The organism is Streptomyces sp. NPDC054840 (assembly GCF_053611065.1).
Genome location: NZ_JBSGZP010000171.1, coordinates 1 through 12022 on the forward strand (window position 1 = coordinate 1; position 12022 = coordinate 12022).

At 72.2% G+C, this 12022-nt stretch carries 13 protein-coding genes; 7 read left to right on the forward strand and 6 right to left on the reverse strand.

The window, feature by feature from the left end; genetic code table 11:
- Positions 1-245 precede the first annotated feature (245 nt).
- Complete coding sequence (locus ACWGIU_RS15075; RefSeq protein ID WP_453705902.1) at positions 246-896, forward strand: GntR family transcriptional regulator; 651 nt, start codon at positions 246-248, stop codon at positions 894-896.
- Positions 897-916: 20 nt separating this feature from the next.
- Complete coding sequence (locus ACWGIU_RS15080; protein ID WP_453705904.1) at positions 917-2302, forward strand: MFS transporter; 1386 nt, start codon at positions 917-919, stop codon at positions 2300-2302.
- A gap of 126 nt (positions 2303-2428) precedes the next feature.
- Here the strand turns inward: ACWGIU_RS15080 and ACWGIU_RS15085 are convergent, their stop codons facing one another.
- A complete protein-coding gene (locus tag ACWGIU_RS15085) occupies positions 2429-3259 on the reverse strand; it encodes a maleylpyruvate isomerase family mycothiol-dependent enzyme (protein WP_453705906.1) in 831 nt (276 codons plus the stop codon).
- A gap of 149 nt (positions 3260-3408) precedes the next feature.
- Between ACWGIU_RS15085 and ACWGIU_RS15090 the strand changes: the two genes are divergently transcribed.
- Together ACWGIU_RS15090 and ACWGIU_RS15095 are read left to right on the forward strand one after the other, a co-directional pair.
- Positions 3409-4188 carry a carbon-nitrogen family hydrolase gene (locus ACWGIU_RS15090; protein ID WP_389804119.1) on the forward strand — a complete coding sequence of 260 codons (780 nt, stop codon included), beginning with the start codon at positions 3409-3411 and terminating at the stop codon, positions 4186-4188.
- A 162-nt stretch (positions 4189-4350) separates the two neighbouring features.
- Positions 4351-4668: a hypothetical protein gene (locus ACWGIU_RS15095; protein ID WP_453705909.1), complete on the forward strand. Its 318-nt coding sequence runs from the start codon at positions 4351-4353 to the stop codon at positions 4666-4668.
- Here the strand turns inward: ACWGIU_RS15095 and ACWGIU_RS15100 are convergent.
- On the reverse strand, positions 4634-5161 hold the full coding sequence (locus tag ACWGIU_RS15100; RefSeq protein ID WP_453705911.1) for an LURP-one-related/scramblase family protein: 528 nt from the start codon (positions 5159-5161) through the stop codon (positions 4634-4636). The two genes, ACWGIU_RS15095 and ACWGIU_RS15100, sit on opposite strands and share 35 nt — an antisense overlap.
- Before the next feature lie 32 nt (positions 5162-5193).
- Between ACWGIU_RS15100 and ACWGIU_RS15105 the strand changes: the two genes are divergently transcribed.
- Positions 5194-6006: a hypothetical protein gene (locus ACWGIU_RS15105; protein ID WP_453705913.1), complete on the forward strand. Its 813-nt coding sequence runs from the start codon at positions 5194-5196 to the stop codon at positions 6004-6006.
- A 28-nt stretch (positions 6007-6034) separates the two neighbouring features.
- Positions 6035-6562 (forward strand): DUF4240 domain-containing protein, encoded by a 528-nt coding sequence (locus ACWGIU_RS15110; RefSeq protein WP_453705915.1) that lies wholly within the window; start codon positions 6035-6037, stop codon positions 6560-6562.
- Here the strand turns inward: ACWGIU_RS15110 and ACWGIU_RS15115 are convergent.
- Both ACWGIU_RS15115 and ACWGIU_RS15120 read right to left on the reverse strand, forming a co-directional pair.
- Positions 6553-7218: an MSMEG_1061 family FMN-dependent PPOX-type flavoprotein gene (locus ACWGIU_RS15115; RefSeq protein WP_453705917.1), complete on the reverse strand. Its 666-nt coding sequence runs from the start codon at positions 7216-7218 to the stop codon at positions 6553-6555. The two genes, ACWGIU_RS15110 and ACWGIU_RS15115, sit on opposite strands and share 10 nt — an antisense overlap.
- A 26-nt stretch (positions 7219-7244) precedes the next feature.
- On the reverse strand, positions 7245-7799 hold the full coding sequence (locus tag ACWGIU_RS15120) for a Uma2 family endonuclease (RefSeq protein ID WP_453705919.1): 555 nt from the start codon (positions 7797-7799) through the stop codon (positions 7245-7247).
- 102 nt (positions 7800-7901) lie between these two features.
- Here ACWGIU_RS15120 and ACWGIU_RS15125 point away from each other — a divergent pair, with 102 nt between their 5' ends.
- On the forward strand, positions 7902-9755 hold the full coding sequence (locus ACWGIU_RS15125) for an NHL domain-containing thioredoxin family protein (protein WP_453705920.1): 1854 nt from the start codon (positions 7902-7904) through the stop codon (positions 9753-9755).
- Between the two features lie 46 nt (positions 9756-9801).
- Here the strand turns inward: ACWGIU_RS15125 and ACWGIU_RS15130 are convergent, their stop codons facing one another.
- Both ACWGIU_RS15130 and ACWGIU_RS15135 read right to left on the reverse strand, forming a co-directional pair.
- Complete coding sequence (locus ACWGIU_RS15130) at positions 9802-11094, reverse strand: M18 family aminopeptidase (protein WP_453705922.1); 1293 nt, start codon at positions 11092-11094, stop codon at positions 9802-9804.
- A gap of 100 nt (positions 11095-11194) precedes the next feature.
- Positions 11195-11923, reverse strand: coding sequence for a hypothetical protein (locus tag ACWGIU_RS15135; RefSeq protein ID WP_453705924.1), 729 nt, complete (start codon positions 11921-11923; stop codon positions 11195-11197).
- Positions 11924-12022 lie beyond the last annotated feature (99 nt).

Here is a 12022-nt window from a genome sequence, read left to right on the forward strand (position 1 = left end):
CCCCGGTGGAGCGGATCTACGTGATCCGGGCCCGGCCCCCGGGCGGGGGCCGGGTCCGGATCCGCTTCGCGCAGGTCCGGCCGCCCTACCCGCACGAGGCCCCGTACGACGAGTTCGTGCTGGACGTGGAGGTGATGGCGGTCGCCGACGGGGCCTGAGCCCCGTATCCCTGGGCCGCCACGGGCCCGCGGTCCGCATCCTGGACCGGGCACGGCTTGCACCTCTGTTGTATCTATCCTGTGCGCATGCCCGCCCCCGCCACTGCCGTAACCGCCGCCGACCGCGTCTACCAGCACGTCAAACAGGGGGTGCTCGACCGCCGCTACGAAGGCGGCACCCTCCTGACCGAGGGCGAACTGGCCGCGGCCGTCGGAGTCTCCCGTACGCCCGTCCGCGAGGCGCTGCTGCGGCTGGAGACCGAGGGGCTGCTCAAGCTGTACCCGAAGAAGGGCGCGCTGGTCCTCCAGGTCTCCGCGCAGGAGATCGCCGACGTGCTCGAAACCCGGATGCTGGTCGAGGAGTTCACCGTACGCAGAGCCGTGCCGGCGCCACCGGGCCTGCTGGACCGGCTCGCCGTCCTGCTCGACGAACAGCGTCGGCACGCCGACGCGGGCGACCTCGGCGCGATGATGGCCGCCGACCGCGGCTTCCACGCCGAGATCGTGCGCAGCGCCGGGAACCAGATCCTGTGCCGGCTCTACGACCAACTCCGCGACCGGCAGCTGCGGATGGGCGTGGCCCTCCTGCACGCCCACCCCGAACGGCTTGACCGCACGCTCGTCGAGCACGCCGAGATCCTGGACGCGCTGCGCGCCGGGGACGCGGACACGGCGGCCGCGGCGGTGCGCGGGCACATCGGCCGGGTCGAGGCCCTGGTGCGGGGGCCGGGCCGGTGAACCGGCCGGCGAACGGGCCGGTGAACGGGCCGGTGAACGCCTCCCCGCTCGGGACCGACCTGCCCGAGGACCCGCCCGGCGGCCGGAAAGCCGTCGCCGTGTGGGGTATCGGCGTCGCCGTCTACTTCGTGGCGGTGATCTTCCGTACCAGTCTGGGCGTGGCCGGCCTGGACGCCGCGGACCGCTTCCACGTCAACGCCTCGGCGCTGGCCACCTTCTCCCTCCTCCAGCTGCTCGTCTACGCGGGCATGCAGATCCCGGTGGGCCTGATGGTCGACCGGCTCGGCACCAAGAAGGTGCTGACCCTGGGTGCGGTGCTCTTCACCGTCGGCCAGCTCGGCTTCGCGCTGTCGCCCTCCTACGGGATGGCGCTCGCGGCGCGGGCGCTGCTGGGCTGCGGCGACGCGATGACCTTCATCTCGGTGCTGCGGCTGGGCACCCGGTGGTTCCCGGCCCGGCGCGGGCCGCTGATGGCGCAGTTGGCCGGGCTGGTGGGCATGGCGGGCAACCTCGTCTCCACCCTCGTCCTCGCCCCGGTCCTGCACGGGGTCGGCTGGACGGCAGCGTTCGCGGGCAGCGCGGTGGCGGGGCTGGTGGTCCTGGTGCCGCTGGTGCTGTTCCTGCGGGACCACCCGGAGGGGTACGGTCCCGCGCCGCGCGCCGCCGGGGGTTCGGGGGCCGCGGGAGCCCCGGGGGGTTTCGTGCGGCGGCAGATCCGCGAGTCCTGGGCCGAACCCGGCACCCGGCTCGGCCTGTGGGTGCACTTCACCACGCAGTTCCCCGCGATGGTGTTCCTGCTGCTGTGGGGAATGCCCTTCCTGGTCGAGGCGCAGGGATTGTCGCGGACCACCGCGGGCGGCCTGCTGACGCTGGTCGTCGCCTCGAACATGGCGCTCGGGCTGGTCTACGGCCAGATCGTCGGCCGCCACCGGACCGCGCGGATCCCGCTCGCCCTGGGGACGGTCGCCCTCACCGCCCTGCTGTGGGCGGCGGTCCTCGTGCACCCGGGCGACCGGGCGCCGATGGGGCTGCTGATCGCCCTGTGCCTTGTGCTCGGCGGCTGCGGACCGGCGTCGATGATCGGCTTCGACTTCGCCCGCCCGGCCAACCCGGCCGAGCGCCAGGGCACCGCCTCCGGCATCACGAACATGGGCGGCTTCATCGCGTCCATGACCACGCTGCTGACGGTCGGCATGCTGCTCGACGCCACCGGCGACAACTACCGCATCGCCTTCTCGACGGTCTTCGTGCTGGAGGCGGTGGGCGTCCTCAGCATCCTGCGCCTGCGCCCGCTCGCCCTGGCCCGCGAACGCGACCGAGACCGAGAACGCGAACGCGCCGCGATCCCGGGCCCCGCCGCGCCCCCCGGCCCTGTCCCGACGGAACCCGGCCGCGCCCTGGCCTGATGGGGGTGGACCCGCCGGCCGACCGCAGAACGACCCCCGGGCCGGGCCCGGCGCCGGGGCCGTTCCGCCGGTCCTCGGCCCGGGCCCCGGCAACGACCGGTGAACGCACCCCGGGGCCCTACGGGGTCACGGGGTCACGGAGAACTGCGTGAGGATGGCGTCCGCCAGCTCCACGTCGCCCTCCACCTTCACCCGGTCGGCGACGGTGTGCGCCCGCACCCGGCCCGCCGCCAGGCGGACGTAGGTCTCCCAGTCCATGGTCAGGGTCACCGCAGGACCCAGCGACGGCGACTTGTCCACGGTGCCGCGGCCTTCCGCGTCCACCCGTACCGTCCGCATGAACTCCAGGCGGCCGTGCACGTCGATCACCACCGCCGAGTTCGCCGGCGCGGCCGCCCGCTTGGCCACCACCTTCGGCAGCCCGGCCAACAGCAGGTCCCGGGCCACGTACGCGCCCGGTGAGTCCCAGTTCCCCGGTACCCCCAGTGCCGCCCGCAGGTCCTGCTCGTGGATCCACACGTCGAACGCCCGCAGCCGCAGCGCCTGCTCCAGCGTCACCTGGTCACCGAGCGGCCCGCGCACCATCGTGGCCGGATCCCGCTTCTCGTTCCGCAGCTGCCGGGAGCGCCGGATCACGGTGTACTCCAGCTCCGAGGTCATCTCCGGCGCCGTGTGGTGACGCCGTACGTCGACCTGCACCTCCATGTACCGGCTGAACTCGTCCACCACGTGCCGCAGGTCCCGCGCCACGGTGTGGATCGGCCGCGGGTCCCCGAGCTGCTCGCACTCGATGCCGATGATGTGTGAAACGACATCACGGACCGACCAGCCCGGACACGGCGTGGCCCGGTTCCACTCGCCCTCCGGCAACGGGAGGACCAACTCGGATATCGCCTCGATGGAGTGTGTCCACGCGTCGGCATAGGGCTGGAGGGCGGGATGCGGCTGGACGGTCAACGGGACCCCTCGCGGTGCTGTTCAATGGCGCGTTTCGGAAGCAGTGGACTCAGTTTCCAAAACTACGCTGCCGGTGAGCACCCCGGCAGTGCTTTCGTGTGACGATCGTAGGCCCGAGTTGACGGCTTGAACGCCAGGACGGTGGTAGTGTGCGCGCCTCGCTGATCCAAATCGCAGTGAACGAGGGCGAGTCGGTGTCTTCCCGACGTGTTCGCGTGGCCGAGCTCGTACGGGAGCAGGCGGGCTCCGATCTCGTGGTCCTGCCGGAGCTGTGGCCGGTCGGCGCGTTCGCCTACGAACAGTTCGAGACCGAGGCCGAACCGCTGGACGGCCCGACCTACGAAGCCATGTCCAAGGCGGCGCGCGACGCCGGCGTCTGGCTGCACGCGGGCTCGGTCGTGGAGCGGGCGGGCGACGGCTCCCTCTACAACACCGCCCTCGTCCTCTCCCCGGCGGGCGAGCTGGCCGCCACCTACCGGAAGATCCACCGCTTCGGCTTCGACCAGGGTGAGGCGGTGCTCATGTCGGCCGGCGACTCCCTGACCACGGTGGCCCTGCCGGAGCAGACCCTCGGCATCGCCACCTGCTACGACCTGCGCTTCCCGGAGCTGTTCCGCGGCCTGGTCGACGCCGGGGCCACCACGATGGTCGTCGCGGCGGGCTGGCCCGCCCGCCGGCGCTCGCACTGGACCCTGCTGAGCCGGGCACGCGCCGTGGAGGACCAGTCCTACGTCCTGGCGTGCGGGCTCGCCGGCACCCACGCGGGCGTGGAGCAGGCCGGGCACAGCCTGGTGGTGGACCCGTGGGGCGAGGTCCTGGCGGAGGCCGGCCCCGGGGAGGAGGTCCTCACCGTGGACCTGGACCCGGCCAAGGTCGCCGACACCCGCTCCCAGTTCCCGGCGCTGAAGGACCGCCGCCTGGGCCGCTGACGGGGTCCCGGCGAACCGGTGATCCCGGGATCCCGGCGGTTCCGGCGGGATGCCGCGCGCGCTTCCAGGGACCGCGGGCCCCCGGTTGGCGCCGGGATCCCCGGGCAGACGGGGGACGGGCGGCGCCGGCCGCCGGGTCCACGAGGAGAAGGCGGGTACGCCGTGACGGATGACGCCGAGGCCGTGCTGGAAGCCGCCCTGGAACCGCACGAGCCCGCCGCCTCGGAGATCGCGGCCCGGGAGAAGGTCCGCGACCGGGCCACCGGCCTGGCCCACCACGAGGCGCAGTCCGCCCTGGAGGCGGTGCTGGAGTACGCCCGCGACCTGGAGTCCGCCGACGCGTCCGTCCGCGCCGAGGCCGCGGAGTGGCAGCGCATCAGCGACCTGCTCTTCGACCACGGAGGTCCGTACACACCAGACACCGACCCCTACGTCCAGGGTCAGCTCACGGCCCGGGAACACCATCGGGACCGGGACTGACCCCGCCCTCCCGCTCCTTCTCCGCCATCCGGATCACGCACACCGCGACCGCGATCAGCAGCGCCGCGTCCGCGTCCTCCCGGACCACGTCCACGGCGTACGTCTCGCGGACCCGGTACCACTGCCGCGAGATCAGCGCCAGCAGCTCACCGTCGTACTCGACCTTGAACTCGCGCTCCGGGATCCGCCCGCTCACATCGAGCTCGGTGCCCTCGGCGAGGGTCACGCGGAAGTGGTTGCGGAGCAGCGAGAGCCGCTTGCGGCGGATCACGGCGAGCCGCCGCTCGTCCCGCTCCAGGGTCATCGCGTCCCGCAGGGCGAACAGCTTCTCCCGCAGGGTGATCAGGATCTGCCCGTCCGGATCCTTCAGTTCCAGCGTGTCCCGGAAGCGCAGCGCCTTCCCGTCGACGAGGAAGGCCTGCCGGCCGTCCTCGTCCTCGATCCAGTAGTCGTCCCCGATGGCCAGCATTTTGTCCCGTACGAGGTATTTCATGCGCTGATCAGTGCCCGCGATAGGTTGCCCTCATGCCCCTGCTCTACGTGACCGACCTGGCGTACCCCGCACGCGGCCGCCGCTACTGCGACGAGGACATATTCCTCACGTCCCGGCTGCGCGCCGCATTCGACCTGGCCCTGTGCCATCCCGCGGACGCGGAGGCCATGCTGCCCCTGGGCTTCGACGCGGTGATCGTCCGCAACAGCGGTCCGGTCCTCCACTACCAGCAGGCCTACGATTCCTTCCGCGCGGCCGCCCTCGCCGCCGGGACCCGCGTCTACAACCCGCTCACCGGCCGCGGCGACATGGCGGGCAAGCAGTACCTGCTCGACCTGACGGCCTCCGGCCACCCGGTCATCCCGACGATCGACGACCCGGCACGCCTCGCGGAGCTGCCGCAGGTCCCCGCCTACGCCGTCAAGCCGAAGCAGGGCGCCGACTCCATCGGCCTCACCTTCACCGCGACACCGGACGGCCCGGCCGGGGCCGTGCTGATCCAGCCGCGCATCGACTTCACGTACGAAGTGTCCTTCTACTTCGTCGACGACGCCTTCCAGTACGCGCTGTACGCCCCCGATCCGGCCCGCCGCTGGGAGCTGGAGCTCTACTCCCCGACCGGGGCGGACCTGGCCTTCGCCCGCTCCTTCGTCGACTGGAACACCCTCGACCACGGCATCCAGCGGGTCGACGCCTGCCGGGCGCCCTCCGGCGAACTGCTCCTCGTCGAGCTGGAGGACCTGAACCCGTACCTGTCCCTGGACCTCGTCCCGGCGCCGGTGCAGGACGCCTTCGTCACGGCGCTCACAAGATCCCTCCACACCTTCCTCAGCACCACCGCCTGATGTCAGACCCGGCTGCCAGGCTTTCCCCATGGACAAGCAGACGTTCTGGAAGCTGATCGAGACGGCCCGCGCGGACGCGGAACCGGAGGAGGTGTCCGCGCGCGCGGCCGAACTCCTCGCGGGCCGGCCGGAGTCGGAGATAGCGGCGGCCCAGCAGGTGCTGTGGGACCTGCTGGCGGAGTCCTACCGGGCGCCGCTCTGGGCCGCTGCCTATGTGATCAACGGCGGCTGCTCGGACGACGGCTTCGACTACTTCCGCGGCTGGCTCCTCACCCAGGGCCAGGAGGCCTTCGAGACGGCCCTGACCGACCCCGACTCCCTGGCCGCGCACCCGGCGGTGACCGAGGCCGCGGCCGAGGGCCTGGAACTGTGGGACGAGACCGCCCTCTCGATCGCCTGGACCGCCTACGAGGCCGGCACCGGCCGCGAGCTGCCCGCGGACTCCTTCACGATCAGCTACCCGGCCCTGGATCCGTCCTGGGCCTTCGACTTCGACGACACCGACGAGATGGCGGCCCGACTGCCCCGGCTGAGCGCCCTCTTCGCCTATTCGTAGCGGTGCAGCAGGGACTCGCGCTCCTGCTGCCGGATCTCCTCGATGGTCAGGCCGGGGAGATCCAGATGGGAGAGGGTGACCTCGGCGGAGCTCGGGACGGCGTCCTCGGCGAGCCACTGCTCGGGCTTCCACGCGTTGCCGCGCAGAAACGCCTTCGGGCAGTGCTGGTAGGCCTCCTCGACCTCCACCACGATCGCGCTCCGCGGCGGCTTGCCGACGGCGGTCAGCTGCTCCAGCAGCCTCGGATCGGCGGACACGCAGGCCCGCCCGTTCACCCGCAGGGTGGTGGCCCGCCCGGGAATGACGAAGATCAGCCCAGCCCGGCCCGTCTCCACGATGTTGTGGGCGGTGTCGAGCCGCTTGTTGCCGGTGGCGTCGGGCAGCGCGAGGGTGAACTCGTCCAGCACGGCCACGAATCCCGGCGGCCCGCCGCGGGGCGTCACATCGCAGGTCCCGTCGGCCCCGGCACTGGCCACGAACACCAGCGACGACCGCCCGATGACCACCCGCGCGGCCTCGTGGATCCGGTCCACGGCCTTGCGGCGCGCCATCTCGCCGGGCTGTTCGTAGAGTTCGCGCAACCCGTCGGTGCTCCGCACGGCGGTGGCGTTCACGGCATCGAATATCCGCCCGCTGGGCGGCGTGCTGACTGTCACCCCCGGCACGCTACCGGGCCGGGCACCTACAGGCCGCTGGTATCGAGATCGATCCCGAACGGTTCCGGCAGCCGCACGGCCGTTCCGAAGGGATGGGGCCCGTCCACCTTGGTGTACCCGAGCGGACCGGGCTCGGCGAACACCGTCACGGCCTTCTCCATCCGGTCGACGAGGAGGTACAGCGGCGCGCCGTACTCGGCGTACCGCTTGCGCTTGACGACACGGTCGGTCTCGGCGTTGGACTTCGAAGTCACCTCGACGATCAGCAGGGTCTGATCGGGCAACAGCGCCGCGCCGCCGCGAGCGAGGTGATCGGGCACCACGGCGATGTCGGGCACGTACCAGTTCGACGACCGGGGCAGGTCCAGATTGCCCGATCCCTCGACACAGCCCAGCGCCTCCACCCGGTCCTCGATCTGGCGCCGTACGAGTCTGGCGGCCCGCTCATGGTCCCAGCTCGGCGTCACGTTGCTGATGACCCCTTCGACGATCTCGGTGCGGTCCCCGCTGTGGTGCTGGATGGCGTACTTCAGCGCGCGCTCGGGATCGACGCCTTCGCTGTAGTCGTGCGCAGTGGTCATTCCGGACGCCTCCCTTGCTTCCTGGAACCAGGCTCCCACGGGGTCGCGCCGCCCGTCGTCACCCCTGCGGGTACACATGTCCGGGGATGGCAAGCTTGAAGGATGAACGATGCTGCCCCGGCGCCCGCCCCCGCGCCCGCGCCCCGCCGCCGTGCCCGTGTCCGTGCCCCCGAGCTGATCGGCAAGGGCGGCTGGATCAACACCGGCGGCAAGGATCTGAAGCTCGCCGACTTCCGAGGTCGCACATTGATCCTCGATTTTTGGACGTTTTGCTGCATCAACTGTCTGCACGTCCTCGACGAGCTGCGCGAGCTGGAGGAGAAGCACCGCGACACCGTCGTGATCATCGGTGTGCACTCGCCGAAGTTCGTGCACGAGGCCGAGCACGCCGCCGTCGTCGATGCCGTCGAGCGGTACCAGGTGCACCACCCCGTGCTGGACGATCCCGAGCTGGCGACCTGGAAGCAGTACGCCGTACGCGCCTGGCCCACGCTCGTCGTGATCGACCCCGAGGGGTACATCGTCGCCCAGCACGCCGGTGAGGGGCACGCGCACGCCATCGCCCGGCTGGTCGAGGAGCTGGAGGCCGAGCACGAGGCCAAGGGCACGCTGCGGCGCGGCGACGGGCCGTACGTGGCGCCCGAGCCGGTGGCCGGCGCCCTGCGGTTCCCCGGGAAGGCGCTGCTGCTGCCGTCCGGGAACCTGCTGGTCTCCGACTCCACCCGGCACCAGCTCGTGGAGCTGGCCGCCGACGGCGAGAGCGTCGTACGCCGCGTCGGCAGCGGCGACCGCGGCTTCGCCGGGGACAGCTTCAGCGAGCCGCAGGGTCTCACGCTGCTGCCCGACGGCAGGGTCGTCGTCGCCGACACCGTCAACCACGCGCTGCGCACCTACGACCCGGCCACCGGGCTCGTGGAGACCGTCGCCGGGACCGGCCGGCAGTGGTGGCAGGGGTCGCCGACCTCCGGGCCGGCGCTGGAGGTGGACCTGTCCTCTCCGTGGGACGTGGCGTGGTGGCAGGGCAGGGTCTGGATCGCCATGGCCGGTGTGCACCAGCTGTGGACCTGGGACCCGGAGGCCGGGACGGTCGAGGTCGCGGCCGGTACCACCAACGAGGGGCTGCTCGACGGGCCGGCCGCCGAGGCCTGGTTCGCCCAGCCCTCAGGGCTCGCGGCCGCCGGGGACCGGCTGTGGATCGCCGACTCCGAGACCAGCGCCCTGCGGTACGTGGAGGCGGCGGGTGACGGCCGCGAGGGGTACGTCATCAAGTCTGCCGTCGGCACCGGGCTGTTCGACTTCGGTCACCGCGACGGCGACGCGGCCCAGGCGCTGCTCCAGCACCCGCTCGGCGTGACGGCCCTGCCCGACGGCTCGGTCGCGGTGTGCGACACGTACAACCACGCGCTGCGCCGCTACGACCCGGCCACCGGCCAGGTCTCGACGCTGGCGACCGATCTGCGCGAGCCCAGCGACGCCGTGCTGGTCGGCGAGGACATCGTGGTCGTCGAGTCGGCCCGGCACCGGCTGACCCGGCTGCGCCTCCCGGAGGAGGCGGTCCGCGTGGACGCGGTCGCCCACCGTACTCAGCGGGCCGCCACCGAGGTGGCGCCCGGCACGCTCCGCCTCGACGTGGTCTTCCAGGCGCCGGGCGGGCAGAAGCTCGACACCCGCTACGGGCCCTCCACCCGGCTGCTCGTCTCCTCGACCCCGCCCGAGCTGCTGGCGGGCGGCGAGGGTGCCGGGACGGACCTGTTCCGGGAGCTGGCGCTGAACCCGGACGTCACCGAGGGCGTCCTGCACGTCTCGGCGATGGCGGCGTCCTGCGACGACGACCCGGCCAACGAGTACCCGGCCTGCCACGTCCACCAGCAGGATTGGGGCGTCCCGGTCCGCGTCGCCGCCGACGGCGCCTCCCGGCTGCCCCTCGTCCTCGCGGGGATGGACGCCGAGGGGTAGCCGGCAGTGGCCTTCCTGGGGCCGGGCAAGATCCGAAAGAGACGGCCTAGCCCTCCAGGAAGGCCACCAGGGCGTTCGCGAGCAGGAACGGGTCGTCCGCGCCGCACAGTTCGCGGGCGCTGTGCATCGAGAGGATCGCGACGCCGATGTCCACCGTCTGAATGCCGTGGCGGGCGGCGGTGATCGGGCCGATCGTGGTGCCGCACGGCATCGAGTTGTTGGAGACGAAGGTCTGCCACGGGATACCGGCCCGCTCGCACGCGGCGGCGAACACCGCGCGCCCGCTGCCGTCGGTGGCGTACCGCTGGTTGACGTTGACCTTCAGGATCGGTCCGCCGTTGGCGCGCGGGTGGTGCGTCGGGTCGTGCCGCTCACCGTAGTTGGGGTGCACGGCGTGCCCGGTGTCCGAGGACAGGCAGATGGTGCCCGCGAAGGCCCGCGCACGGTCCTCGTACGAGCCGCCGCGGGCGAAGACCGAACGTTCCAGCACGTTGCCCAGCAGGGGGCCGTCCGCGCCCGTGTCGGACTGCGAGCCGTTCTCCTCGTGGTCGAAGGCGGCCAGCACCGGGATGTGGTCGAGCTTGTCGGAGGTGGAGACCGCGGCCAGCGCCGCGATGCCCGCGTGCACCGACAGCAGGTTGTCCATGCGCGGGCCGGCCACCAGCTCGCGGTCGCGGCCGAGGTAGGAGGGCGGCTCGATGGAGTGGACCATCAGGTCCCAGCCGGCCACCGACCCCTGCTCCAGGTCCTCTTCCTCCTCCAGGAAGGAGATCAGGTCGCCCTCCTGCACATCGCCCAGACCCCAGATCGGCTGCATGTGCCGCTGCTTGTCGAGCTTGAGGCCGTCACTGTTCACCGACCGGTCCAGGTGCACGGCGAGTTGGGGTACGCGCAGCAGTGCGCGGTCCACGTTCACCAGGCGCTCGGTGCCGTCGCGCAGGGTCAGCCGGCCGGCCAGGCCCAGGTCGCGGTCCAGCCAGGTGTTGAGCAGGGTGCCGCCGTAGATCTCGACGGCGATCTGCCGCCAGCCCTGGGAGCCCGTGTCCGGCAGCGGCTTGACCCGCAGGTTCGGGGAGTCGGTGTGCGCGCCGACGATCCGGAACGGGGTGTGTGCGGCCGCGCCTTCGGGGACGAACCAGGCGATGAGCGCACCGCCGCGGAGCACGAACTTGCCTCCGGTGCCCGCATCCCAGGCGTCCGTCTCCGACAACTGCCTGAAGCCCGCCTTCTCCAGCCGCTCCGCCGCGTTGGCCACGGCGTGGTACGGCGACGGACTGGCCGTCAGGAAGGTCATCAGGTCGTCGGTGTGGCCGCGGTCGAAGCGGGCGGGAGAGCTCATGTGGTTCACCTTAACGACGGTCGTGTTCGCCATGGCCGGACTGCGAGGGATGGCCGGAGGTCGGGGCCCGCAGGGTGGGTGATCTGCGGTCCCGTCGGTTTCAGCCCGGCGGACGCTCGAACCGGCGCTGCAGCTGCCTGCGCTCGCCCCGGCGGATGCGCGGGAGCATCTCCGGGGTGTGCGGGGAGCGCTGCGCGCGTCTCTTGCGTCCGGCGCAGAAGATACAGGCCTCGCCGGGAGGAGCGTCGGGGTCGATCGGTGCGCCGGGGTGTTCGGAGCATCCCGAGGCGTTGCGCGGCCGGGAGAGTTCGCGGGCGACGATGAAGGCGCGGTGCAGGTCGTCGGCGATGCGGACGAAGTCCTCCGCGGGTGAGGACAGGCCCAGGTGGAACCGCTGGTCCTCGACGGCGCGCACGTATGTGCGCAGCAGCTGGAGCGTGTACGGGCCGCCCGGTACGGGGTAGCCCAGGCGCCGCTGCTCTCCGGAGGGGGCGGCCGCCGGGCCGCCGTGCCGGCGCTGTCCGAGGCGTCGGCGGTCGTTGCAGATGAGGCAGCGGCCCCAGCCTTCGGGCGCTTCGGGGTCGAGGGCGCCGTTGGGGTGCTCGGGGCAGCCGGTGTAGCTCTTCGCGGGGGCCAGTCCGGTGGCCGTCCGGAAGGCCACGTACAGCGCGTCGGCGATGGTGTCGTACTCGGCGGGGTGGGCGCCGTCGTAGAGCTCGCCCAGGTGGTCCCCGAGGCTGCCCAGGCTCGCCTGCAGCTCCTTGAGGGCGTACGGACGCCCGGTGGGGACGGAGTACCCCCTGCTGCCGTGCTGATCCTGTGGACTCATGTGTACGAGCGTCCCATGAACGACTGACATCGGGGGAAAGCCGCAGGACAGGGGCCTGGGGCCGGGTACGCGCCAGCGGCCGGGCCCCTGTACGGGGCC

Bases quoted from the DNA above. Each gene is read 5' to 3' on its own strand.
- ACWGIU_RS15075 (WP_453705902.1), top strand. From the start codon at position 246: ATGCCCGCCCCCGCCACTGCCGTAACCGCCGCCGACCGCGTCTACCAG.
- ACWGIU_RS15100 (WP_453705911.1), bottom strand. From the start codon at position 5,161: ATGAAATACCTCGTACGGGACAAAATGCTGGCCATCGGGGACGACTAC.
- ACWGIU_RS15105 (WP_453705913.1), top strand. From the start codon at position 5,194: ATGCCCCTGCTCTACGTGACCGACCTGGCGTACCCCGCACGCGGCCGC.
- ACWGIU_RS15110 (WP_453705915.1), top strand. From the start codon at position 6,035: ATGGACAAGCAGACGTTCTGGAAGCTGATCGAGACGGCCCGCGCGGAC.
- ACWGIU_RS15120 (WP_453705919.1), bottom strand. From the start codon at position 7,799: ATGACCACTGCGCACGACTACAGCGAAGGCGTCGATCCCGAGCGCGCG.
- ACWGIU_RS15125 (WP_453705920.1), top strand. From the start codon at position 7,902: ATGAACGATGCTGCCCCGGCGCCCGCCCCCGCGCCCGCGCCCCGCCGC.
- ACWGIU_RS15130 (WP_453705922.1), bottom strand. From the start codon at position 11,094: ATGAGCTCTCCCGCCCGCTTCGACCGCGGCCACACCGACGACCTGATG.
- ACWGIU_RS15135 (WP_453705924.1), bottom strand. From the start codon at position 11,923: ATGAGTCCACAGGATCAGCACGGCAGCAGGGGGTACTCCGTCCCCACC.